Genomic DNA, 24,415 nt, shown 5'->3' on the forward strand with positions numbered 1-24,415 from the left:
CTCAATCGAGTCTCTTGGTGAAACGCACTGAGGCCACGAGTATTCCCAGTCCGGTAAAGCCAACCAACCAGAGGGCATCGAAGCGCATATCCGCCAGTTCGCCGCCGCGAAGCACTATGGCGCGGATAATGCGCATGAAGTGAGTGGCCGGCAGCAGCTCTGCTATCCACTGAGCAGGCTGTGGCATGGCTTCGAAAGGAAACATAAAACCCGAGAGTAAGATGGTGGGTAAGATGATAAAGATGGTCATCTGCATCGCCTGCAACTGACTTTTCGCTATGGTGGAGATGATAAGACCCAGACTCAAACTGGCGGCGATAAACAGCAGGGTGCCCATCAGCAGTTGGCCTACGCCGCCGTTTATCGGCACATCGAAGATGAAATGCCCTAGGCTGAGTATTATGCTCATCTGGATCAGCCCAACCACTATGTAGGGCAGGATTTTACCTAGCATTAGCTCTAACGGCTTGATGGGCGTGGTGATCAGCAGTTCTAGGTTACCCTTCTCCCGTTCGCGCACTATGGCGGCTGAGGTAAAGAGGATCATGGTCATGGTGAGGATCACAGCAATTAAACCGGGAACGATATTCACCGCAGAACGCTGCTCAGGATTATAAAACAGCGCCACTTCGAAGGTTGGTGGACGGCTGGTGTTCAGACCTGTGAGCTGATCCAGCGGCATATTTCTCAGTTGGGCGATCGCTCCTGCCACCATGGTATCTGAGCCATCGACTATCCATTGGCCTATGGTCTCGTTATTGGCCAGTTTCTCGGTGAGATTAGGGGGAAGTACAAGCGCGGCCCTTACTTCGCCACGGGTAATGGCTGCCTGGGCCTCTTGCGTATTGGTGTAATACTCCTTAATCGATACCACTTGAGTCACTTTTACCGCCTCAACTATCCAGCGTCCGGCGGCCGAGTTACTCTGATCGACCACCACAATCGGCACGTTACGCACATCTGTGTTGATGGCATAACCAAACAGTAGCAACTGGATAAGGGGGATCATCACCACCATGGCGAAGGTGATACGATCGCGTTTTAGCTGACGTAGCTCCTTGAGGGTGATCGACTTGATGCGCCTGAGGCTGGCGAGTATTCTCATCATGCTCTCTCATCCTGTTCACTGTGTAGTTTGATGGGATTTTTGCCGGTTACAGTGACAAACAGATCTTCGATATTGGCCTCGACTCGCTTGAGTCTCGCCTGACTCAAATCGATAGGAATTTGCTGCAGCCATTCTATGGGGTGCTGCACTTCTTGCTTAATCAGAACTCTAAGGCGTTCCCCCAGCTGCGCGGCCGAACGCACTTCCGGCTGTGATAGCAACTGTTGCTTGATCCTGCGTAGATCCGGCGCGATTACCTCGACCACATTGACCCCCATCTGCGCCATCAGATGTTTGGGTCTGCCATCGGCGCGGATATAGCCCTGCTCCATAATTGCCAGCTTGTGGCAGCGTTCGGCCTCATCCATATAGTGGGTGGTGACTAAGATGCTGGTGCCCTGCTCGGACAGATCGAACAGTTGTTCCCAGAAGTCGCGGCGATTTTGTGGATCCACCGCTGAGGTGGGTTCATCTAGAAACAAAAGCTCTGGTGAGTTGATGCAGGCACAGGCCAAGGCGAGGCGCTGTTTCTGGCCACCGCTTAGGGTGCCGGCTAGCTGTTTCTGTTGGGAGTGAAGATGGTAAGTGGAGAGTAACTGCTCGGTTTTGCGCTTGCGCTCATTGGGTGTCAGGCCGTAGATATCTGCGATAAAATACAGGTTTTCAGTAACCGTGAGATCCTCATAGAGGGAGAATTTCTGCGTCATATAGCCTATGCGCTGCTTGAGCGCCTCGGCCTGGCGAGGGATAGATAATCCCAATACCTCGATCTCTCCCTGGGTCGGTATTAACAAGCCCGTGAGCATGCGTATGGTAGTGGATTTACCGCAGCCATTGGGACCGAGAAAGCCATAGATATGACCTCTCTCCACCTTTAGGTTGAGATCCGATACCGCATGCAGTTCGCCAAATACTTTGCCTATTTTATTGGCATTGACCACAAGCTCTGCTCTGCCGGAGTCTTTGGATTGGCCTTTGTCTATGGGCTGGCTCATTAAGGCAGCTCCACCTGAGCGGGAATGCCGGTTGGCAGTGCGGCAGCATCCAGCCCCAGATCGAGCTCGGCCAGATAGACGAGGCGCGATCTATCCTGCTGATTAAGCGCGTAATAGGGAGTAAATGCCGGCTCCTTACTCAGCCAGCGCAGCTTGCCTTTAAGTGGCTTCTCGACCCCGTCGATATAGACATTCAACTGCTGGCCTATGGCGACTCGCGCGACCTTGGCCTCGGGAATATAGACACGGGCATAGGGAGCATCGTCGGCCTGAATCGCCACTACAACGGCGTTGATGGGGACGCGCTCGCCTAAGTTGAAGGGCAGGCTTTCTAGACGTCCGCTGCGGGTGGCTGTGATGCTGAGATCGGATAAGGTCTGCTGTTCCAGTTCCAGTTTTGCCCTGGCGGCATCGAGGGCTGCCTGAGCCTGGGTGATATCTTCCTGGCGTACCCCCACAATCAGCTTGGCCAGGCTCTCATTGGCGGCCTTATGCTCCGCACGGGTGCGATCGCGATTGGCGGTGGCATCGTCCAGATCGGACTGGCTGACAAGATTTTGTTTTTTAAGGCTTTTGATTCTCTGATAGCTTTTCTCTGCTTGCACCATGGCGGCCGTGGTGCGGGCCACATTGGCCTGGGCGCTGGCAATATCTTCGGGGCGTTCGCCGTTGGTGAGTCTGAGAAGATAGGCTTGTGCCTGCTCAAGATCCGCTTTCGCTATGGCGACTCTGGTGGCCTGTTTACGGGGATCTAATTGCAGTAGCAGCTCGCCCTGCTCGACCATGCTGCCCTCTTTTTTGGGCAGGGAAGTGATCAGTTCGGCCGCCGTGGCGCGCAGCAGTACCCTGTCTCGTTCGAGTGTGCCTAAGGCCTGAGGGGGATCGCTAGGCTCGCAGCCTGTCATTAATAGGGTGATGAAGGTCAATAAGAGTGCATCGATCTTGAGTTGCTTCATGTGAACCTCATCTGTGAACGCCTGAGACTCATTAAGCTTAGCATCAATTATTGATGGGCTAAACCACTATTAATCTTGGGTATTTTTAGCCTTGATGTGGCTGAGTCGAGAGCAACTTAGGGCGCCAGAGACGCCCTCGTTCCTAAGACGGCGAGCCTTTAGAAGTCGTCTCCCATGGCACGTCTAAGTGCGGCCGCTTCGAGAAGATCATCCAAGCGCTTTTTGACTTTACGTCTCTGCTGCAGTTCATCTGCCGCTTTGACATTGGTTGGCGAGCTGATCGCATCAATCTCGGCATCGTTAGGAATAACATCAAGTATTTGAGTCATGTTGGACCCCTCAATCTCTGAAAATAAACCTATAGCAAGTTGTTGTGCCAGTAATGGGCATAAATGTACGCTGCTTCAATTGATTAGCGTCATATTAGCCAGCACTAATAAGAAAAATAGCAGGGTGGTAAAAATGATGATGGGATCGAGTTAACAAAATGACATTTGTCGTCGGGGTAGAGGGGATGCTGATTGTTTTTGATTATTAGATTGAAATAAAAGCATTTAATCTGAGTTGCCACATGGATTGTGTGGCAACTCATGGGGATTAAGATCACATATCGAAGCCATAGCTGTAGCTAAGAATGACCTTAGGGTCATCGTCATCCAGATCGGTATTGCTGACCATAAAGGAGAAGCTGCCATAGTCGGTTTCTTTATCGAGCGATACCGAGTAGTCGCTATAGCTGTCTTCACTAAACCAGGCGGTTACCACATCACCGGTTGAATAGCCGTAATGGGCTGACACTGAAAGGGTTTCTGATAGGGGGAAGCTCACGCCGCCATTGATATAGCTCATATCTTCGCTATCCAGTGGAGCAGACGCGACATCATCACCCGCGTTGACTATGGTGGAATAACTCAGGCTAAACCATTTCCAGCTGACCCCAACACTGATTTCGCCGAAGTCGATTTCGCCATCGCTGTCTGGATAGGCGTAGTAGAGGTAACTGACATCATAGCCAAAATCTTCCCCTATGCTGCCGGAGTAGCCGCCATAGATATCTAGCTCATAGCTGGTTGCATCACCGAAATCGACGTTAGAGGCCCAGGTGCCTAGATAAAAGCCGCTGTCGTGTTCATAGTCGATACCTCCTTGAACCGCCGTTTCATTACCCGTCTGAGTTACGCCTCGCCATAAGTAGTTGGAGGTTACGCCCACATTGCCGGTAACACTAGCGCTTGCTGGCAGAGCGATCATCAAAGTACCCGCTAGGATGCTTAAGTTCCGAAGTGCTTGTTTCATACTCATTCCTTTTAATTGGTATATGGGAGCAAACTCGCTTTATTGTTTTTAGTATTGTGGATTGCGAATAAAAAATAGCTAATAGTGTGCCAACTATTTAATTACTATTTTTCAGTGCCTTAACAAATAATGCACCCAAGTTGGAATGAGGTGTGGTTAAAAATGAGGCAGAATTGCACAAAAATTGTGCATAAAAAAACCTCCATGAAGGAGGTTTTTACTTATACAAGCGCTAGTTAGTTAACGCTGTCTTTAAGGGTTTTGCCCGCTTTAAACTTAGGTACAGTCGCTGCTGGGATCTGGATCTCTTTACCTGTCTGTGGGTTGCGGCCAGTACGAGCGGCGCGGCTAGTCGTTTCAAACGAACCAAAACCTACAATAGAGATTTTTTCGCCGTTTTTCATTGCTTCCGCTACCGTTTCTTCGAAAGATTTTAATGCTCTGGCAGCTTCTGCTTTGGTCAGTTCAGCGCTTTCAGCGATTTTTGCAACAAGTTCTGTTTTATTCATTTGGATAGTCTCTTCTTTCCGTAGATTTAAGTCCAGCGATCACACTATTACTTGCAATTGCTGAACTTAACATGCCACAAGCATCCCTATAATGAAAGTGGTTTTAAGTCGATATCTGCAGCTTTTAGCAAAATTTTACAAAAATGTTAAATATAAAGGTGTTGAAAAGGAATTTTTAGGTCAGTTTTAATTAACTCATTGTCATATAAGTTATGTTTGAAAATTGTGATGTTGCACAAGTGTTAATTGGTGCAGGTTGTGTGTTAGGGCAAAGATTAGCTCTGATAAGTTACGATAGAGAAGATAAGTTACGGCAAGATGACGCTTTAAGCTGAGTTTCTCACCTTGCTCAAGTATTCCCTTGTTGGCTTACTAAAGGCAATCCACCACTGAAACAGCAGCAGTAACAAGACGGCCAGCGCAATAATAGGGACAGAAAGTTCGCGGCCAAACAGGCTGAGCCTGACATCCTCGGGTGAGACCTGGTAAGCGATCACAGCCGTCACCCCTAAAGCGGTAAAGCCCAGGGTTTGTATGCCAAGGTAGATTTTTAATACCACGCCAGCCCATTGGGTTCTTAGTATCAGGCCCACTAATACAGGTAGCATTCCGGCGCTAAACAGATCCAACGAGGCTGTGGATATCATGCGGTAGATGGCAAACAGGGAGCCGAGAAAATATAAGAAAATTAATATAGATAGCCTTATGGGCGGGCGTTTGGGATCGGATGTCGAAAACTGCATGGTCGCTGGAGCCCTTATTTTTATTGCTCTGCTGCTGTCTATAACGTCCCCGGATTGGGGCGCGCTGCACTATTGCTTAAGTCTGACACAAAAAAGCGTTAAGGTCTGATGATTTTTGCTTAAGCCTGGTAGTTTATTGGCGAGATGGCATGTCTACAATCTACACACATCTGCAGTATGCCTGGGTTGATAACATATTGCCTATTCCTTACTCCATCAGTCGGTCCAGCCTTAGGGGAATGTGCTGACTTGGGTTAGTATGTGGTCACTCTTTTATCATTAGTTATTAAGGCAAGTCTTTGCCGAGTGCGTAACATGACAGAAAATGAATTTTGGCAGCTGGTGACTCGAGACACGCCGGAGCAAGATCAGCAGAGCCTGACCGAAAATTTACGACTTAAGCTTAATCAATTAAGTAATGAGGAGTTGGCAGCATTCGACAAATTTTTTGCTCAGCAGATGCGCCGTGCTTACCTCTGGTCTCTGTGGGGTGCAGCCTACTTGGTCACTGGCTGTGACAGTGAATATGAATTTGCCGAGTTTCGTTGTTTTCTTATCTCTTTAGGGCAGGAATGGTTTGAAAAGGTATTGGTCGATCCGGATGCCTTAGGCTTGCTGACACAATGGCCGTTGAAGGATGCTTATGCCTATCCCTTTGTGGATGAATACGATCTGATTGCCGGTGAGCTTTATGAACAGCGAACCGGGGAGGAGCTGCCTTTTGTTCCTTCCGGGCAGGCGACACCTCAGGGTAAGAAATTTTCCCACAAGAAGAAACAGCTTAAGTTGGCTTATCCTCAGCTGTTTGAGCGTTTTCCTTTCTAAATATTTGTTGGGTGGCAAGGCGACAGGGCAAGTGACAAGTTTCGCGGCAAAAGTAACAACCCTTGTTACTGAGGTGGCTGGCCAGTTCTCACTCGCGCTTCGTTCAATGCACTTCTTTTGCTTGTTTTTTCAGGAACTGAGCCAAGGCGCTAGCGTAGGTAAAGTTATTTAAATTATCTGTCTTTTGCTAACAGCCTAAGTTATAACCGCTAGAGTAGGCTAATCCGGATAAGACTAATGCTAATAAGGATTGCGGCTGAACTGTGAAAGGTAACCAATGGATTTATAGAGATTAAATCCATTGTACATCTTGGCATTTAGCTTAGATTCAGCTTAGCTTGTATAGATACAGTGGCGGAAAAATTGGCCGCCTGAAGGAGGCAAGAATGAAGCGTAAATTATTACTCCTGTTGGCAACTCTAGCGTCTTGGAATCTTGCTGCCAATACAGCTGATGAGAACTCTGTTACCCAGGAGGGCGTGGTTAAAATCACCTGGAAAAAGGTGGATGATTACCAAGATGTGAAGGCTGTTAGTGATATTCAGTCTCGCTATCAGCAGCGAGTTTTTGATACTTTGACTAAAAACATCAACAAATCCGCTAGTAAGATCTTAAAGCCTAACCAAACCCTAGAGATGGTGGTGACAGATGTGGATCTGGCCGGCGATGTGCGTCCCACATTTGGTGCAACGCCCAACGATATTCGGCTTGTTAAAGATATCTATCCACCACTTATCGTCTTTAGCTACCAAGTGCTGGAAGAGGGTAAGGTGATAATCGCCGGCGATGAAAAGCTCAGAGATATGGGATTTATGCAAACCATAGGTGTGGTGAATGATAAGCCATTTCGCTATGAGACGAATATGCTGGATGGCTGGCTAAAGAAAACTGTAGCTCCACAGCTTTAGGCGATCTTACTGGCTGGATAATATTGACATAGTCTATTAGTTTGCAGGCTAAAGGCGTTAAGTGCGCTTTTAGCCTAAGCATTATCTGCAGCATGTTTGCTGTGTCTGGTGCTAACGGGGTTTTAAAGCGGTGGAATTTGATTTGTGGCTGTCATCTTGGGTCGCAGGCTGAAAATAGGCAGCGATCTTATGGCAATAGATGACAGCACTAAGACAAGCTAAGAACCACTTGCCTATTTTGCTTGAGTCTTAAAGGCATGCAGGGTTTGCAGCACCACCCCAAGTTTACGGACAAACTTTTCCAGGGTGGGCGCCAGAGCCGTCTGCTCGGTTGGCAGTTGTGTCATCTCCTCGGCTAGCTCCTGCACATAGGGGGTGAAGCGGTTGCTGCGGGTGCTAAAGCCTTCATCCTGGGTGAATATAGTACTAAACTTAGCGTGCCCCGCTTTTTTTAACTCATCGAGTTTAGCATCGGCATCAATAGCTTGGCGGTATGCCAGTTGGAGATTCTGCTTCAGTTGCTCTGTCAGTTGTGAATGTGGCATAACTGCCTCTCATCAAAAAATTTAGGCGAATTATAAGGGGCTGGCGAGATGGCAACAAGTCGACATTGGGTTTTACCACTACTGTTTGGTGTATGGACGCTATTAAACCCTGCCGTGTCGGATGCAGCCCCAGGCGATCACCCCCCATTTTACAAAATAAGTTACCAGGGTCAGCAGGCCTATCTGCTCGGCTCCATCCATATCGGCCGTGATGATTTTTATCCCATGGCTGAGCAGATCGAATCGGCCTTAGAAAAAGCCACTGCCCTAGTGGTTGAGGTGGATATTGAAAATGCCGATGTGGCATCCTTACTCCGCCGTTATGCCATGTCGCCATATTCGATGAAGCAGGATCCCGATAATCCCAGCGCCCAGCGTTTGCAGCAGTATTGCGATGATAACAAGGCCATTTGCAAAGCCCTCTCTGGCTACTCCCATTGGATGCAGGCAACTCAATTGAGCCTAATGCGATTTAAGTTGCTGGGTTATCAACCCGAATTTGGTGTGGATCAGACTCTGGTCATGAAAAATGCGTCCAGGCCTGTGATTGAACTCGAAAGTGCAGAATTTCAATTTCAGCTGCTCTCATCATTTGAACCTCAGATCCAGTGGAACATGCTATTGGACGCAATCGAAATCCCAGACAGTGAGATGCTTGCCCTAGTGAGTGCCTGGCGCACGGGGGATGAAGCGGAACTTGAGCGCCTCATCACAGGAAAAATAGAGCAGGATGAAGACAAACAGATACTGGAAAAGATGCTGTGGCAGCGTAACCTGACCATGAGTCAGAAGATAGCTGAGATAATGACGGCTTCAGCAAACAAGGGACCACTGTTTATTGTCGTTGGTGCAGGGCATGTGGTGGGAGAGAAAGGGATCCCAGTCAAAATGGAGCAGCTGTTCGATGCCAAAGTGCAAAACTGCTGGCAGCAACATTGTCTCTAGGGCGAGTATGAGAGGATTCACAATCAGTAGAATACATACCATGTTAAGAAGATGACTGAAGTAGGACTTTGACTTGTGTTGATTTTATTGGTTATAAAAGATGCGGCGGGTTGTGATACCCAAGCCTATGAGTTATTAAGGACATATTTTGGCTAAAAATGGAGCGGCTATGTACAAAATTGAAGTTGAAGAAATTGATGAAAAACTGAGTCATATTCGTAAACGTAATACCAGTAAGTTTGCCGTCTGGGGGCTAGGGTTCGCTGTTTTGTTAGTATTATTTTCTGAGGATACGTTTCCTCAATTTATCGCGTTTGGCCTCTTTATTTATACTTTAATAAATCACTATTACATCAGTCCCTTATTAGGAAAAATAGATTTGCTTGAAGAAGATATTGCAAACTTAAAGCGAGCAACTGAGACGGCAGATGTTAAGCATTACTAAAACAGAGCGGCAAGGATAAACCAGATACAAAAAGGATGACCTTAGGTCATCCTTTTTGTTAGTCAATGTGTCCATTGATGCAAACACAGTCATACTGCATGCGGTCATAAAAATACGCAAACATATAGCCAGATAACCGTACAGCACAGATCATTGCTGGTGTAAGCCTGTACTTGAATCACGCGAGCTTATCTTAATCTCGCCCGCGGCAGATAAAGTGCACGTATCGGCCTAAGCCGATATAGGCGGGATGCTGAGAATATTGCAGTTCCATCGCGAGTAGCTGATTAAAGTCGAAATTTAGCGGTTGGCTGCTCTTGAGGTAATCGTGGATCACCCTGACGCCGGATTGGCTCACCAGCTGCATCTGCCAGTTGTCGAGCCAGTGTGTCACATCTTCGATTTGCAGCGGATGGGTCGGGGTGAGACCAACCTTTTTCTTCACCTTAAAATCGGCGGCGACATAATCGAAATTGCCTGAAACTAGGCTGTGGAACCGCATCGCTTCCTTGTTATAGAACATGAGTGAAAATAGGCCATCGGGTTTAACCAGTTTGGTCAGCTCCCTTAGCGTCTGCTGTGCATTACTGAGCCATTCGGCAACCGCGTGACAGAGCACCAAATCATACTGGCCATATTGCTCGCTCGTCAGCGCCTGGATGGGGGCATGTACCAGCTCTATGTCCAGTTTTGTCTGGTTTGCTGTTTCATACTCGTCGATTTGCAGCTTAGCCTGTTCCAACATCTGAGCCGAGATATCGCATAGCGTCACCTTATGTCCCAGTTTTGCTAGCTTCTGGCTGAAAAAACCAAAGCCGCCCCCCGCATCTAAGATGCGCAGTTTGCCTTGCTGAAGCTGAGGAATAGCCTGGGTCAGATCGCGCCAGATCACCGCGGCGCGGATCTCACCTTTGGGAGTTCCATAGATGTTTTTAGCAAACTTACTGGCGAGTTTATCGAAGTTTTTATCTTGCACTTGAGTGACCCATCAAGAGAATAATGTGCCGGGAAAATAGACGGACTATTCTGCCATAGCCTATGCTACTTAGCATCTAGCTATGTAAGATTTAGGTAACATTTATGATTTTTAGGGTATACTTGTCCGCTTGTTAGTGGGTTAATTAGCTAAATAGTGAAGGGTTTTTGACGCGTGAATAAAGAAATTTCTGTTGAACTGAAGGCGATGCCCTCTCTGTTATCGCTTTATCGCAAGATTTTTTTTGGCCGTAAACCCGGTTGGGATCAGCAGCCACTGCCGCAAATTCGTGTCGCTTGTGCCAATGTGAGTGTCAGCGAAGATAAAGTGGCCCAGTATGCCAAGGTGTGTGGTTTCGACTACAAAGGACAGGCACTGCCATTAACCTACCTGTATGTGATGGCGTTTCGTCTCCATGCGGTGATTTTTACTCATGATGCGATCACCTTCCCTTTGCTTGGAATGATCCATCTGAAAAACAGCATCAGTCAGTATCATCAGGTTAAGGCGAGCGAGACTTTCGATATCGAGTGTGTATTGACCAGTAGCACAGTGACAGATTCGGGACTGGAGTTTGAGCTGGTGTCTAAGGCATTTGTGGGCGATGAACTGGTATGGGAGTCGCTATCGACTTACCTGTATCGTATCGAAAGTACGGGTCGGCGCGTACGTCCGCCTAAAGCCAGCACGATGAATTGGCAGGATCCGGTTTTATGGGAGCTGAGTGAGGATCTCGGTCGCCGCTATGCCAAGGCGTCCGGCGATTACAATCTCATCCACCTGCATCCTATTTTATCCAAGCGTTTTGGTTTCGATCGGGTGCTGGCCCACGGTATGTGGTCCAAGGCGCGTAGTGTCGCCCAGTTGATGCCGCAGATTGGCGATAAACCCTGCACAGTAGAGGTGGCGTTTAAGCTGCCGCTGCTGATGCCTGCTCAGGTGAGCTTCGGTGTCGATGAAGCGGACTCAGGGCTGGATTTTGAGCTCAGAGACAGTAAGGGGCGTCGACCACATTTAACTGGTAGCGTGCGTTTTCACAATTGATTTATAGCGCTTAAATGGATGAAAGCCAGTATAAATGCTGGCTTTTTTGTTTGTTCGGCATGACGTTAGCCATTTAACTGTAAAAATCTAAATTCCTCACTTTGTTTGATCTAGTCGGTTTGTTGCTCACCTTTTTTAACTTACTATTAGCGTACACCTGATTTACCTATAACTATTTTAATAATTAGGAGTGGTGCCTGTGCTATCAGATATTGACATTTCAAGACAAGCTAAACTGCAACCTATTGATAACATTGCCGCTAATTTGGGCATTGACAGTTCAGAGCTGACCCATTTTGGTCCCTACAAGGCCAAAGTAGATCTTAAGATCAAACAACGCTTATCCGGCCATTCAGATGCCAAGTTAGTCATAGTGACAGCGGTAACGCCAACACCATTCGGTGAGGGAAAAACCGTGACCACTATCGGCCTGACTCAGGGTCTGCAGGCCATTGGTAAAAAAGCCTGTGCCTGTATCCGCCAGCCCAGTATGGGACCGGTTTTTGGCATCAAGGGCGGTGCGGCTGGTGGTGGTTTCGCCCAGGTTGTGCCTATGGAAGCGTTAAATTTACACCTGACTGGCGATATCCATGCCGTCACCAGTGCCCATAACCTGGCGGCTGCAGCAATCGATGCGCGTCTGTTCCACGAACAACGCCTCGGGGCTGAAGATTTCCGTCTGCAGTCTGGTCTGGCGCCGCTCAATATCGACCCTGAGCAGATCCTCTGGCGTAGGGTAGTGGATCAAAATGAGCGTAGCCTGCGTACCATCAATGTCGGCTATGGCGATAATAACGGCCCTGTGCATCAGAGCGGTTTCGATATCAGTGCCGCTTCTGAACTGATGGCGATTCTGGCTCTTAGCCGGGATCTTAAGGATATGCGTCAGCGCATTGGCCGCATAGTGCTGGCTAAGAATTTCGAGGGTAATTACATCACCGCCGAAGATCTGGGTGTGGCCGGTGCCATGACAGTGATCATGAGTGATGCGATTGCACCGACACTGATGCAGACCCTGAGCGGTGCGCCCTGCTTTATCCATGCAGGCCCGTTTGCCAATATCGCCCACGGAAACTCATCGATCATCGCCGACGATATCGCGCTCAAGCTGGCGGATATTGTGGTGACAGAAGGCGGCTTTGGCTCAGATATGGGCTTTGAAAAATACGCCAACATCAAGTCGCGCAACTCGGGTAAAGCACCGGATGCGGCCGTGATCGTGGCCACAGTGCGAGCGCTGAAATCCCATGCCACCCATCTGGGCGAGCAGGCCAGTGAGCTGGAGAAACTGCAGGCTGGTTTTGTGAACCTGCAATGGCATATTGCCAATGTCCGCAAGTATGGCGTTCCTGTTGTGGTGGCAATTAACCGTTTCCACACAGACACAAGCGAAGAGCTCAACTGGCTACAAAGCAGGGTGATGGAGCAGCCTGGCGTCTTTGGCTGTGAAACCAGTGAAGCGTTTGCACTGGGCAGTGTGGGTGCAGAGAAGTTAGCGCATCTGGTGTTTGATGCGACCCAGAGCCCAAGCCAATTTAAGCATCTCTATGATCTGGAGCAGAGCCTGGAATCTAAGTTGATGACGATTGCCGAAGTGGGTTATGGCGCTTCCTCTATCCTTCTGTCAGATTTGGCTAAGCAGCAGCTTGCGGATTTGAAGCAGCATGGATTCGATAATCTGGCTGTGTGTATAGCGAAAACGCCACTGTCTATCAGCCATGAGCCACAGCAGAAAGGTGCGCCTCAGGGCTTTGAGTTGCCGATTGTGGCGCTGAAACTCAATGCCGGCGCTGGCTTTATCACCGCCTTAGTCGGCAAGGTGATGACCATGCCTGGGTTGGGGATTAAGCCTGGCTACCTGAATATCGACATCAATGAAGAGAATCAGATAGTGGGTCTGGCTTAAGCCAAGTGGACTAGATACAGCAAAGGGGACGCATAATGCGTCCCCTTTTTCTTGAGTGATTTTCGCTACTTGGCTTGAGTGCGATAGATATGCACATCCCGCTGCGGGAAGGGGATGGTGATATTCTCTTCATCGAAGCGCATCTTGACTGCCCGGGTGATCTCCCAGTGAACCAGCCAGTAATCTTCCGGCTTCACCCAGGGACGCACGATAAAGTCCACCGAGGACTCGCCCAAGTTATGCAGCCTGATAGTGGGCTCTGGGGAGGGCAACACCTTAGGATGATTAGTGACTATCTCAGTTAAGATCTGCTCGGTTTTGGGAATATCATCGCCGTAGCCTATGCCGAAGGTCATATCCACCCGGCGCACATGCTCGGCGGTGATATTGTTGATGATGTCGCCCCAAATTTTGTTGTTTGGAATAATAAGTCGCTGATTGTCCGTGGTTTTGATGGTAGTGGAGACCAGACTCATCTGGCTCACCTTGCCAGTGACCCCGGCGGCATTGATCAGATCGCCCACATCATAGGGACGGTAGATCAGTATCATCATGCCCGAGGCGAAGTTAGACAGTGTGTCCTGCAGGGCGAAACCTATGATCACACCCGCGACCCCGAAGCCTGCCAGCAGCGGGCCAAGTTCGAACCCGAGTTGCGATAGGGCGATCATCAGGCCCACGGCGAAGATTATTTTCCCCGAGAGGGAGACGAAGAAATCCTGCAGCAGCTGGCTAAAGTTGAGCTTCGAAGTGCTGACGGTTTTGTTGATGATCCTCCGGGTGGCTTTACTCGCCAGGCTGGCCAAAAATAGGATCAGCAGAAAGATAAACACTTTAAAGAGCAGGTTGGGGCCACTATCGAACGCATGGCCAACGGCGCTGTCCCACCACTGTCCTAGCAGACTGCCGGCCACATCTATATTGAGTACATCCTGAGTGATATCGCCTGAAACACTAAAAAGCGTCTGTTTCAAGATGGCGGTGTCTTGATCTAACTTATCCAGCAGATTGATCGCCACAGAGAAGCTGGCACTGGTGAGTGCCAGACGCTCTTTGAGCTGGCTGACTAGCGCAGTTTGCTCGCTGCTGACATTTTTACCAGCAGCATTGGCATTATCGACGGCGAGTTTCAGTTTATTTTGAGTGAAGAGCACCAGGCTGTTGAGTATGTCGGCACGCTTTAGCAGCCTGTTGGTCAGTGCCGTTTGCTCATCCGAGACATCTACGTCCAGCTGCTTGAGCCAGCTAAGCGTCTCGAATTTGGCCTTGAAAAACTGGTCACGTTCGCTCTCACGGTTGGCCAGCTCAACCATTACATTGTTATCGTTGTCTTTACCCAGTTTGGCCTTAAACAGTTCGATATTGTCGGAGAAATATTGGCCTATCTGGTTGATAAAGGCCAGATGCTCCCGGATTAAGGGAATGAGTGCGGCTTTATCGCTGTGACTATCTGAGATAAGGAGTTTGAGCTTATTGTGAAACTCGGCCGTGTGGTTCTTGATGCGGTATTCGATAAACTGACGCATCTCGCCACTGCTGCCCGGAAGTTGATCGATATCGACGTTGATCGCCTCTTGTAATCTGTGTAAGTCTTCTGTGGGGAAAGGATTGGGTGATTGAACCGAAGCTGTAGTTTCTGCGAAAACGGGTTGAGAATTAAGGCTCCATACTGCTACCAAGACAAATATCAGCGCACGCAACATAGATAAGATCCTTTGATAGATAGAGTTTTGAATCATAAACCCTCTTTTTCGGCCTGTAAAATAACAACTGCGAAATGCCGCCGCGATCTGCTAAACTTGCAGGCCGATCAAGAGAGATTCCAATTGTGTTGTGTACCCATTGTAGTAAAACTTTTCTCGCCGATGCTGTTAAATCTCAGCGTGGCAAAGGTTTAAATGCCCAGATCCAGTGTCCCCATTGTCAGGCCTGGCTAGGCAGAAATCCCACCCTGTCCATTTTGAAGATGTGCGGCTTTTATTTGGCCGTGCTGATGCTCGTTGTGGGTTACTTTCTGCCTGATTGGCGCGGTGTGACAATCCCCGTGGCCATTCTGGCGGTGATGACGCTACTGGTTAGCCATATGATGGATCACCTTAAGGTGACAGAAGCGCCGGAAATAGAGACGGTGGACGATAGCGAGCACAGGCGTAAATACCGGTAAGTCAGATAGGTTAATGGTGGCAAGGAGTTGACTGGTAAGGGCTGAAAAGATCAATTTCCGGTGAGCTGGATTCACCGGAAATCAGCATAGTAGTAGAGAAACCGCAATTACTCTATGACTTGGACTTGAGCTTCGAGTGCGGCTTCCACATAGTAGATACCGCCTAATACGGCGATAAAGAAAACCGAAGTCCAAAATATCATTTTGAAATTTTCACGAAAGAACTCTTTCATTTTGTATCCTAGTTAGCGGGCTAGAGTGTTTAGCTGGCAGAGTATTTATTAGCATAAGTCTAATTACACAGACTTAATACAGACTTAATTTTAGTCAATCCTAAGCGGGGCTTGTCGCCAGTAGTTTAGATCTGTAAATCTTTTTGCTAAATTTTGTTACAAACGCTCAGTACACAAGCTGTTTTGCTGCTTGACTTAACTTATGGATTCCATAAAACTTCACCCTTTAGTTGTTGCCAATAGTTGAATCACAGTCGTTATCATTATGGGTATAGTCAAACAAGGGTTAGCAAGAGGAGTTGCCTTATGGCTTTGTGCCATACTGCTGTGCTTGTCTGTTACTGCCCCCGCCCATAGTCTCGAGCATTTCGATGATACGACGGCTCAAGTACACTGTACTCTCTGTATTCATAAGGCCCATTTCAATCAGCTGCTGCCCAGCAGCGATTTTCATTTTTCCCTTCCCGAATCTGTCTCTGTTGTCAGTGCTGAGCCGATCTTTGCTACACTCAGCACTCATACTAGCTATTTCCAAAGTCGTGCGCCGCCTTATCTGTCGTGATGGTAATTTAAATTAACGATTGATTATGTAACTCTTGCCCAGATGGCAAGAGCAAGCTTTGTTAGATTTTGGAGACATTATGACAACTTTAACTCCCCGCTTAACAGGGGTGGCACTTGCCTGTACCTGCATTTTAGTTTCAGCCTCAGCTATGGCGGAAAGCCCGAGCTTGAGCAATCCGGCCATCAGCGGCGTGCTCGATGGTTATTATCAGAACACAGAGCGCCCTATGGCGGAGCGTGCTGCAGGGTTTGGACTGGGCCATACCGAGTTGGCGCTCAGTGCCAATATCGACGATATGTTTTATGGCAAGTTAACCACAGTGCTGGAAGTGCATGAGGGCGAGACTGAGCTCGGGCTGGAAGAGGCCTTTATTCAGACCCTGGCCATGCCGGCAGGCTTTGCTATCCGCGCCGGTCGTTTCCTCTCCGACATAGGTTATATGAATAACCAGCATGTGCATGCAGACTCCTTTACCGACCGCCCTGCGGCCTACCGCGCCTTCCTCGGTAGTCACTATTTCGATGATGGTGTGCGCTTATCTTATGTGGCGCCAACCGAGCTCTACTGGACCCTGGGCGCCGAGGCACTCAAAGGCGATGGGATGCGCGCGGTCGATGAGATAGGGGATCGCGAATATAAGGATATTGGTGTCTATACCGCCTTCACTAAATTTGGTGGCGATATCGGCATCAGCAGCTCCTGGATGGCGGGACTGAGCTACCTGCGTAATGAAAATGGCCGTCTGTCTGAGCATGATCCCAATGCCACCCCAGGCGCTGTAGATGATCATGACCATGAACATGAGGCCAAATACACGGGGGAAAACCTCTATCTGGCGGATTTCGTCTACAAATGGGCACCTAACGGTAATTACAAATACCAGAACCTAACGCTGAGCGGTGAATATTTCTTGGTGACCGACTTTGCTCCTGAGGAAGATCATGCAACAGCCACAGCCCATGTTGAGCCAGATGATCAGACAGGCTGGTATGTCAGCACTGTGTATCAGTTCAGCCCTAATTGGTCTGCCGGAGTGCGCTATGGACAAGTCGATACTCAGGAGCATCATGACGATGATTTCGAGGCGCAGAAGCTAAAAGAGACTGAGGTGAGTCTGGCCTGGCACAACAGCCATTTCTCCACAGTACGTCTGCAATACACACGTCAGGATGGCACTAACTTCGAAGGGATAGAAGATGATAATGTTATTACACTACAATATGTTATGACTCTGGGGGCTCACGGTGCACATCAATTCTAAACTCATCAAGTTAAGCTGCGCGGCCATGGCTATGGTGTTCGCGCAGGCTGCTCAGGCAGAGCTGAATATTTTTGCCTGTGAACCCGAATATGCCGCGCTGGCCAAAGAGCTGGCACCGGATGCCGACATCTACGGGGCGACCACAGCCATGCAGGACCCCCATCAGGTGCAGGCCAGACCCAGTCTGATCGCCAAGCTGCGCCGTGCGGATCTTGCCGTCTGTGCCGGTGCCGGACTGGAGGTGGGCTGGCTGCCTATGCTGCAGATGAAATCCGCCAATGCCAAGGTACGCTCGACCGATGAGGGCCTCTTCTATGCGGCCGAGCAGATCCAGACTCTGGACAAGCTGGATAAGGTGGATCGCAGCATGGGCGATGTCCATGCTCAGGGCAATCCCCATCTGCACTTCGATCCCGAGCGTCTATTGCAGGTGGCGCAGGCGCTAACGGACAGGCTGATCCAGCTCGACCCTCAGGGGCAGGTCAAGTATCAGGCGGCGCTGGCGGATTTCTCCAGCCGCTGGCAGGCACAGATGCTGAAGTGGCAGGCAGAGGCCGCGCCGCTCAAGGGCAAGAAGGTATTCGCCTACCATACCAGCTTCCGTTACCTGTTTAACTGGTTGAGCATGGAGCAGGTGGGGGATCTCGAGCCCAAGCCGGGTCTGCCGCCCACCACCAGTCACCTGGCCAGCCTGCAGAAACGCGCAGGCCAGGGGGATGTGATGGGGATTATCGTCGCCTCTTATCAGGATGAGCGCGGTGCCGACTGGTTAGGCGAGCGTACCGGCTTGCCCGTACAGGTATTGCCTATGTCAGTTGGCGGTAACGATGACAGTCAGGACTTGTTTTCGCTCTATCAGAGTGTCATCGATCTCTTGCTTAAGATGGCACAAAAATAAGGGACGTGCGCTGGCGTCGCATTTTTGGCGCTAGCGCAATATCTATTTAAAGCACAGCCAGATACCAAGTATGTCTGGCACTAGGATTGACTATGTTTGACTTAGATCTGCTGTCCATTTTACTGCCGGCCTTCGCCGCAGGGGTACTGGTGCTCTCGACCCATGTGTTGCTGGGTAGCCAGGTGCTGAAGCGGGGCATCATCTTTATCGATCTGGCCATCGCCCAGGTGGCCGCCCTGGGGGCGATCATCGCCCATACTCACCATGAGATTGAGCATATTCCCTATGTGCATGTGTGGATGCCGGCCCTGTTTGCGCTGTTGGGGGCGGGCTTTATCGCCTGGTTATCCAAGCGTATGGCAGACGAACTTGAGGCGATTATCGGTTGCTTCTATGTGTTGTCGGCGGTGGCGGCCATGCTACTGCTCTCTAACGATCCCCATGGCGCCGAGATGCTCAAGCAGCTGATGTCGGGGCAGATTTTATGGGTTAACTGGTCACAGCTGCTGGTGCCGACTATCGTCTCCCTGCTGGTACTGGGGACGATCGCCTATCGGCCAAGGCTGCTCGATGGCGCGGCCTTCTATCTGATGTTCGCCCTGGTGATCACACTGTCGGTGGAGCTGGTGGGTGTCTATCTGGTGTTTAGTTCGCTTATTTTGCCTGCCCTGGCGGTGAACAAGTATCCTGGGCGCGGAAAGTGGGTGATGGCCTATGGGGTGGGCATAGTGGGTTACAGTGTTGGACTGATCCTCTCGGCGGTATTCGATCTGCCCAGTGGCGCGGCCATAGTGGCGACCCTGGCGATTAGCACTGTACTGTTTCGTTTATTGTTCGGTGCCTATGGCAGGAAAGGTGTGACTAGAGCCAGTGTGATTGAATAGCACTCTCGTCCCTTTTTGAAATGAAACAGGCCGCTTACCTTATGGTAGACGGCCTGTTTTTTTAAGCCATAGCGAGCCGGATAGCGAGCTGGTATACTAGCGCCTCTTAAGTCATAGGGGTTGGTTGTGCTGTTAATTATCCGCTCGTTGATCTTGGCGATCATGTTGTTGTTGGCCTTTGTGTTTGGTGGGCTGTACTGTTTGCTTAGGCCGCGCCATCGCGATAATGTCTATTTGTTTGCTCAAATTTTCTCCTGGGCTGCGCCTGTATTGGGCGTCAAAGTGGTATTGCGCAAGCCTAAGGCATCCAGCAATGAGCCCTGTATCTATTTAGCGAATCACCAGAATAATTTTGATCTTTTTACCCATACGGCCGCCGTGCCTAAGGGCACAGTGAGTTTAGGTAAGAAAAGCCTGGCCTGGATCCCTCTGTTTGGACAGATCTATTGGTTATCGGGTAATCTGCTGATCGACAGGAAAAATCGTGGCCGTGCCTTCGAAACCATGGCCAGGGCGGCGCAAAAGATCAGAGATAAGTGTCTGTCTGTGTGGATCTTCCCCGAGGGTACCCGTTCGCGAGGCAAAGGCTTGCTGCCCTTCAAGGCGGGGGCATTTCACACAGCGATCGATGCGGGGGTGGCCATGGTGCCAGTGTTGGCATCTAACCAAGAGCATATTAAGCTTAATCGCTGGAATAACGGCGTGGTGATCATCGAAGTGATGCCACCGGTAGCGACCAAGGGGCTGGCCAAGAGCCAGGTGAAAGAGCTTTCGGACCGTATTCATGCCATGATGGCAGACAAGTTAGCGCAGCTCAATCAGGAAGCCATGGCGTTAATGGCTAAAAAAGCGGTTTAATTCATACTATTTTCGTTATATCCGGAGAGATCCATGTCGACACAACAGCAGATTCAGGAACAGAAATTAGAGAATCAGGAGATCGTTAAGGCGATCCTCGACGACGGCTCTGAGCCTGATGCTGAATACACAATTGAACACCATTTCTCGGCCACCAACTTCGACAAGCTGGAGAAGGCAGCGGTGGAAGCCTTTAAGATGGGGTACGAGGTCAATGATGCCGAAGAGACTGAGCTGGAAGATGGTTCGGTGATCTTCTGCTTCGATGCCATCGCCTACCATAAGCTGGATACTGATCTGTTGGATAAGGCCTGTGAAGAGCTCATCCTGCTGGCCGCTAAGGTCAAAGTGGAATATGACGGTTGGGGCACTTACTTTATCGGCGATGAGGCCGATTTTGACGAGGATGAGCTCGATGACGAATCGCAGTTTCATTAACTCGTTTGCATGAACCCGTGACTTTAATTAAAGCCCATTGACTATGGGCTTTTTTGTGTTTGTTTTTCAATGATATTGTCTGGACTAAGCTGATGACTCAGAGCATGCCGAGTCAAGGTGAGTTGCATCACATTCTAAACTGCTCGCGGTGACGCCGCCGGATTAGCTGGTTAGGATCCGCCCACATAGGGTAAAGGAAAGGGAATAATAACAATGCGTGAACTGTTTGAACGTTTTTTATGGAGTAGCCGTCTGTCTGTGATGATAGGCGTGCTGGCCTGTATCGTCGCCGCCTTTGTGGTGTTTATCATGGGGGTGAAAGATGTGCTGCACATGCTGGAGCTGATCTTAAGTTATCTCACGACAGGCAGCTATCAGGTGCGTAACGAGCTAGTGATGGTAGTGGTGGAGATCTTAGATACCTTCCTGCTTGGCTCTGTGCTGCTTATCTTCGCCTTCGGCCTGTATGAGTTGTTTATCAGTAACCTCAAGGCCGCCGAAGACAGTGTTGCCGGCGGTAAGATCCTGGTGATCGGCAGTATCGACTCGCTCAAGAGCAAGCTGGGCAAGGTGATTTTGATGATGCTGATCATCAAGGTGTTTTCCTACTTTACCGAGATGAAACCCGCCTCCATGCTGGAACTCCTCTATATGGGCCTTATCGTGGTGCTGGTGGCGCTGGCCTTGATGCTAAGCAAAGATAAGAAATAATAACCTGAGGTTGAAAACAGCTTAAACATAAAAAAACGGCACTAAAGAGTGCCGTTTTTTATGGACGTGCGCAATTAACTTAAGCGTGGCTCACCAGCACTAAGCGCACCGCATCCAGCTGCAGCTGGCAGCCATCGAGGTAGCGGCCGAGTTCATTCATCTGCTCACGCAGGTGATCTATCTCCTCGTCACGGATATTGGGGTTGACCGCTTTTAACGCCTCGAGTCTTTCCAGTTCGCCGGTCAGCTGACCCGTCATCTTAGCGCGGGCATCACTCACCAGCTGCTCAAGCTCAAGCTGTGCGAAATCTTCCCCCTTGGCAAACAGTGGATGCAGCAGAGTTTGCGAGGCATTCACTAGCTTGCTAGCGATATGGCGATTCACCGCACTGAGCTGCTTGTCGAAATTGTCGTAACTGACGTTGGCAGACAAATTATTGCCGTTTTTATCCAGTAAGATGCGCACAGGCGTCGGCGGCATATAGCGGTACAGCTGACTCGATTTCGGCGCAGACGCATCGGCCATATAGATAAGCTCGAGGAACAAGGTGCCGGCGGGCAATGCCTTATTCTTCAAGATGGCGACACTTGTGGTACCGGTTTCTGAGGAGGTGATTAAATCCAGCCCCGTCTGCACCAGCGGATGTTCCTGAGTGATCAAGGCGATATCATCCCGTGACAGGGCCATCTCACGATCGAAGGTCACCGTCAGGCCATCTTCCGGCAAGCCCGGATAGGTGGGGAACATCATGTGTTCGCTCGGATGCAGCACTATGGCATTCTCGCCGCTGTCCTGCTGCTCGACGCCGATAATGTCCCACAGGCGGATCACAGCGCCTATCAACTGGGTATCCTGATCCCGCGCCGCCAATTCGGCAACCAGTTTTTCGGCCTTCTCGCCGCCGTGGGAGTTGATCTCTAGCAGACGATCCCGTCCCTGTTCCATCGCTTTTTTCAGGGCTTTGTAACCGGTCTGGGTATGGTTAAGCAGCTGAGTGAAATGGTCGCTATCATTCTCAACCAGTTGGGTAAGCAGCTCATCGGCAAACTCATTAAACAGAATATGGCCGATGGGACAGGTCTGCTCGAAGGCATTTAGCCCCTTGTGATACCACTGCATCAGGCGTTCCTGGGCGGTATTTTCTAGGTAGGGCAGATGGATCTGTACATCGTTTGCCTGACCGATACGGTCCAAACGTCCGATCCGCTGCTCTAATAGATCCGGATTGAGCGGCAGATCGAACAGTACTAAGTGGCTGGCAAACTGGAAGTTACGCCCTTCCGAGCCAATCTCCGAGCAGATCAGCGCCTGGGCACCGCCGGTTTCTTGGGCGAAATAGGCGCCGGCCTTGTCCCGCTCGATAATCGACATCCCCTCGTGGAATACGGTCGCCTGTATCCCCTCACGGGTGCGCAGCGCCTCCTCCAGACTCAGGGCGGTTTCCGCTTGACTGGCGATGATCAACACTTTCTTGCTGCGATGGCTTTTTAGGAAGTCGATCAGCCAGTCGACCCGAGGATCGAATTTCCACCAGGTGACATTCTCGGCTTCGAAGGATTGATAGAGTTTTTCCGGGCTCAAGGCCTGTTTGACTTTGGCCTGCAGATCGTCTCTGCCGTTCATGATGGCCGTCACTCTTGCCGCCGTAACATACTGCTCCGGCAGGGCCTGAGGGTGGGAATGGAACAGACGCAGGGGGAAGCCTTTGACCGAGGCGCGGCTGTTACGATAAAGCACCCGGCCCGTACCGTGTCTGTCGAGCAGTTCCTGCAGCAGCTCGTCACGGGCTTCATTTCGCTGATCTATGTCTATGCTGTCATCTTCGATCAGCCGTAGTGAGGGAGTGATATCTTTTTCACCCAGCAATTCGGTCAGGCTCTGCACCGCGCTGTCCGGAAGTTTGTCGCCCTTGGCGAGGGCATCGGCGGCGCTGGCCACCTCTTTGTAGCTCTCCTCCTCTTTGAGGAAAGCCTGATAGTCGTAGAAACGATCCGGATCCAAAAGACGCAGGCGGGCAAAGTGACTCTGATGGCCAAGCTGATCCGGGGTGGCCGTCAGTAGCAAAACGCCGGGCACCACCTGACTTAAGGCTTCGACTACTTGATAAGCGCGGCTTGGCGCCTCTTCGGTCCATTCAAGGTGATGGGCCTCATCCACCACCATAAGATCCCAGTCGGCATCTAAGGCCTGATCCAGACGCTTTTTCTTACGCAGCAGCTCTAATGAGCAGATCACCAGCTGCTCGGTATAGAAAGGGTTGTCGTGATCGGCATAGGCCTCGATACAGCGATCTTCATCGAAGACAGAGAAACGCAGGTTAAAGCGGCGCAGCATCTCTACCAGCCATTGATGGCGCAGAGTGTCTGGCACTATCACTAAGATACGCTCGGCGCGGCCGGTCAGCAGCTGCTGGTGAATAATAAGACCCGCTTCTATGGTCTTACCTAGCCCCACTTCGTCTGCCAGCAAGACTCTTGGGGCATAACGCTGACCCACTTCGTGGGCGATCCACTGCTGGTGGGGAATAAGGCCCACGCGCGGGCCTTGCAGCCCGAGTAGGTCGGAGGTCGCCAGTTTGTGGCGCAGCAGCTGGCTCTGATAGCGCACGCCAAAGCGATCCAGGCGGTCTATCTGACCGGCGAACAGCCTGTCCTGGGGCTTGTTAAAACGGATATTGTGGTTGAGCAGAGTTTCTCTGAGGCTCACGGCGTCACCAGTCTCATTGTGAGTGCCGTGGTAGATCACCAGCCCATTTTTCTCTTCCACTTCGCCGACCGTCAGGCTCCAACCCTCATGGCTTTCTATGCTGTCGCCTGGATTATAGATGACTCGGGTTAAGGGGGCGTCACTGCGGGAAAACATGCGGTTTTCGTCGGTGGCAGGAAACATCAGGGTAACCATGCGGCCTTCTAAACCGACCACAGTACCTAAACCAAGTTCTGATTCGGTATCGCTGATCCAACGCTGACCTAAGGAAAAAGGCATTACAAATACTCAATTACAGGGCTAGAAAGGGCGCGTATGTTATCCAATCGAGACGGTGATGTCGAACACAAATCTTACGCGATGGCATGCTATAAAAGCCTAATAGTTCAATACCTAGATTACAAATTAACCGATCGAATTTTTAGGGGGAGTTTTGTTCATCTTAGTGTCATTTTTTATGGGCAATTTACCGCTAAAACCCGAGCGAAAAATGAT

Annotated in this window: 25 protein-coding genes; 14 read left to right on the top strand and 11 right to left on the bottom strand. The window is 50.1% G+C overall.

Features of this window, described 5'->3' with window-relative positions; translation table 11 throughout:
- Position 1: 1 nt before the first annotated feature.
- From LZP69_RS11695 to LZP69_RS11725, 7 genes are all read right to left on the bottom strand, one after another.
- Positions 2 to 1,108 carry an ABC transporter permease gene (locus tag LZP69_RS11695; RefSeq protein ID WP_442800680.1) on the bottom strand — a complete coding sequence of 369 codons (1,107 nt, stop codon included), beginning with the start codon at positions 1,106 to 1,108 and terminating at the stop codon, positions 2 to 4.
- Complete coding sequence (locus tag LZP69_RS11700; RefSeq protein WP_234200776.1) at positions 1,105 to 2,103, bottom strand: ABC transporter ATP-binding protein; 999 nt, start codon at positions 2,101 to 2,103, stop codon at positions 1,105 to 1,107. The genes LZP69_RS11695 and LZP69_RS11700 overlap by 4 nt, the downstream gene beginning before the upstream one ends.
- Entirely contained in the window at positions 2,103 to 3,059 is a 957-nt protein-coding gene (locus LZP69_RS11705; protein ID WP_234200777.1) for an HlyD family secretion protein, read from the bottom strand. Before LZP69_RS11705 ends, LZP69_RS11700 begins: the two co-directional genes overlap by 1 nt.
- Before the next feature lie 158 nt (positions 3,060 to 3,217).
- Positions 3,218 to 3,388, bottom strand: coding sequence for a hypothetical protein (locus tag LZP69_RS11710; RefSeq protein ID WP_234200778.1), 171 nt, complete (start codon positions 3,386 to 3,388; stop codon positions 3,218 to 3,220).
- A gap of 274 nt (positions 3,389 to 3,662) precedes the next feature.
- Positions 3,663 to 4,355 (bottom strand): TorF family putative porin, encoded by a 693-nt coding sequence (locus LZP69_RS11715; protein ID WP_234200779.1) that lies wholly within the window; start codon positions 4,353 to 4,355, stop codon positions 3,663 to 3,665.
- 236 nt (positions 4,356 to 4,591) lie between these two features.
- On the bottom strand, positions 4,592 to 4,864 hold the full coding sequence (locus LZP69_RS11720) for an HU family DNA-binding protein (protein ID WP_234200780.1): 273 nt from the start codon (positions 4,862 to 4,864) through the stop codon (positions 4,592 to 4,594).
- A 326-nt stretch (positions 4,865 to 5,190) separates the two neighbouring features.
- On the bottom strand, positions 5,191 to 5,607 hold the full coding sequence (locus LZP69_RS11725) for a hypothetical protein (RefSeq protein ID WP_234200781.1): 417 nt from the start codon (positions 5,605 to 5,607) through the stop codon (positions 5,191 to 5,193).
- Between the two features lie 315 nt (positions 5,608 to 5,922).
- Between LZP69_RS11725 and LZP69_RS11730 the strand changes: the two genes are divergently transcribed.
- Together LZP69_RS11730 and LZP69_RS11735 are read left to right on the top strand one after the other, a co-directional pair.
- Positions 5,923 to 6,432: a DUF4240 domain-containing protein gene (locus LZP69_RS11730; protein WP_234200782.1), complete on the top strand. Its 510-nt coding sequence runs from the start codon at positions 5,923 to 5,925 to the stop codon at positions 6,430 to 6,432.
- Positions 6,433 to 6,818: 386 nt separating this feature from the next.
- Positions 6,819 to 7,340 carry a DUF3016 domain-containing protein gene (locus LZP69_RS11735; RefSeq protein WP_234200783.1) on the top strand — a complete coding sequence of 174 codons (522 nt, stop codon included), beginning with the start codon at positions 6,819 to 6,821 and terminating at the stop codon, positions 7,338 to 7,340.
- A 233-nt stretch (positions 7,341 to 7,573) separates the two neighbouring features.
- Here the strand turns inward: LZP69_RS11735 and LZP69_RS11740 are convergent, their stop codons facing one another.
- Entirely contained in the window at positions 7,574 to 7,885 is a 312-nt protein-coding gene (locus LZP69_RS11740) for a prephenate dehydrogenase (RefSeq protein WP_234200784.1), read from the bottom strand.
- 48 nt (positions 7,886 to 7,933) lie between these two features.
- Here LZP69_RS11740 and LZP69_RS11745 point away from each other — a divergent pair, with 48 nt between their 5' ends.
- Together LZP69_RS11745 and LZP69_RS11750 are read left to right on the top strand one after the other, a co-directional pair.
- Complete coding sequence (locus LZP69_RS11745) at positions 7,934 to 8,830, top strand: TraB/GumN family protein (protein WP_234200785.1); 897 nt, start codon at positions 7,934 to 7,936, stop codon at positions 8,828 to 8,830.
- A gap of 148 nt (positions 8,831 to 8,978) precedes the next feature.
- Positions 8,979 to 9,275 carry a hypothetical protein gene (locus LZP69_RS11750; RefSeq protein ID WP_234200786.1) on the top strand — a complete coding sequence of 99 codons (297 nt, stop codon included), beginning with the start codon at positions 8,979 to 8,981 and terminating at the stop codon, positions 9,273 to 9,275.
- A gap of 193 nt (positions 9,276 to 9,468) precedes the next feature.
- Here LZP69_RS11750 and LZP69_RS11755 read toward each other — a convergent pair whose 3' ends face one another.
- Positions 9,469 to 10,251: a methyltransferase gene (locus LZP69_RS11755; RefSeq protein ID WP_234200787.1), complete on the bottom strand. Its 783-nt coding sequence runs from the start codon at positions 10,249 to 10,251 to the stop codon at positions 9,469 to 9,471.
- 207 nt (positions 10,252 to 10,458) lie between these two features.
- On the opposite strand from LZP69_RS11755, the gene LZP69_RS11760 reads away from it, so the two are divergent.
- A complete protein-coding gene (locus LZP69_RS11760; protein ID WP_234200844.1) occupies positions 10,459 to 11,295 on the top strand; it encodes a MaoC/PaaZ C-terminal domain-containing protein in 837 nt (278 codons plus the stop codon).
- Positions 11,296 to 11,494: 199 nt separating this feature from the next.
- Positions 11,495 to 13,201, top strand: coding sequence for a formate--tetrahydrofolate ligase (locus LZP69_RS11765; protein WP_234200788.1), 1,707 nt, complete (start codon positions 11,495 to 11,497; stop codon positions 13,199 to 13,201).
- 65 nt (positions 13,202 to 13,266) lie between these two features.
- Here LZP69_RS11765 and LZP69_RS11770 read toward each other — a convergent pair whose 3' ends face one another.
- Complete coding sequence (locus LZP69_RS11770) at positions 13,267 to 14,904, bottom strand: mechanosensitive ion channel family protein (protein WP_234200846.1); 1,638 nt, start codon at positions 14,902 to 14,904, stop codon at positions 13,267 to 13,269.
- Between the two features lie 125 nt (positions 14,905 to 15,029).
- Between LZP69_RS11770 and LZP69_RS11775 the strand changes: the two genes are divergently transcribed.
- The 8 genes from LZP69_RS11775 to LZP69_RS11810 all read left to right on the top strand — a co-directional run bounded on the left by LZP69_RS11775 (position 15,030) and on the right by LZP69_RS11810 (position 21,213).
- The gene (locus LZP69_RS11775; protein ID WP_234200789.1) at positions 15,030 to 15,365 is read left to right on the top strand and encodes a hypothetical protein; all 336 of its coding nucleotides are present in this window, start codon (positions 15,030 to 15,032) and stop codon (positions 15,363 to 15,365) included.
- 498 nt (positions 15,366 to 15,863) lie between these two features.
- The gene (locus tag LZP69_RS11780) at positions 15,864 to 16,160 is read left to right on the top strand and encodes an ABC-type zinc uptake system zinc chaperone (RefSeq protein WP_234200791.1); all 297 of its coding nucleotides are present in this window, start codon (positions 15,864 to 15,866) and stop codon (positions 16,158 to 16,160) included.
- Between the two features lie 79 nt (positions 16,161 to 16,239).
- Positions 16,240 to 17,424 (top strand): porin, encoded by a 1,185-nt coding sequence (locus LZP69_RS11785; RefSeq protein WP_234200793.1) that lies wholly within the window; start codon positions 16,240 to 16,242, stop codon positions 17,422 to 17,424.
- Positions 17,408 to 18,322: a metal ABC transporter solute-binding protein, Zn/Mn family gene (locus LZP69_RS11790; protein ID WP_234200795.1), complete on the top strand. Its 915-nt coding sequence runs from the start codon at positions 17,408 to 17,410 to the stop codon at positions 18,320 to 18,322. Before LZP69_RS11785 ends, LZP69_RS11790 begins: the two co-directional genes overlap by 17 nt.
- 92 nt (positions 18,323 to 18,414) lie before the next feature.
- Entirely contained in the window at positions 18,415 to 19,206 is a 792-nt protein-coding gene (locus tag LZP69_RS11795; protein WP_234200797.1) for a metal ABC transporter permease, read from the top strand.
- Positions 19,207 to 19,332: 126 nt separating this feature from the next.
- Complete coding sequence (locus LZP69_RS11800) at positions 19,333 to 20,064, top strand: 1-acylglycerol-3-phosphate O-acyltransferase (RefSeq protein ID WP_234200798.1); 732 nt, start codon at positions 19,333 to 19,335, stop codon at positions 20,062 to 20,064.
- 33 nt (positions 20,065 to 20,097) lie between these two features.
- Positions 20,098 to 20,502, top strand: coding sequence for a ribonuclease E inhibitor RraB (rraB, locus tag LZP69_RS11805; RefSeq protein ID WP_234200799.1), 405 nt, complete (start codon positions 20,098 to 20,100; stop codon positions 20,500 to 20,502).
- A 213-nt stretch (positions 20,503 to 20,715) separates the two neighbouring features.
- Positions 20,716 to 21,213 (top strand): YqhA family protein, encoded by a 498-nt coding sequence (locus LZP69_RS11810; protein WP_234200800.1) that lies wholly within the window; start codon positions 20,716 to 20,718, stop codon positions 21,211 to 21,213.
- A gap of 79 nt (positions 21,214 to 21,292) precedes the next feature.
- Here LZP69_RS11810 and rapA read toward each other — a convergent pair whose 3' ends face one another.
- Complete coding sequence (gene rapA / locus LZP69_RS11815) at positions 21,293 to 24,199, bottom strand: RNA polymerase-associated protein RapA (protein WP_234200801.1); 2,907 nt, start codon at positions 24,197 to 24,199, stop codon at positions 21,293 to 21,295.
- Between the last annotated feature and the right edge of the window lie 216 nt (positions 24,200 to 24,415).

It is taken from the genome of Shewanella sp. AS1 (genome assembly GCF_021412565.1).
In the GTDB taxonomy this organism is placed as follows: Bacteria; Pseudomonadota; Gammaproteobacteria; order Enterobacterales; family Shewanellaceae; genus Shewanella.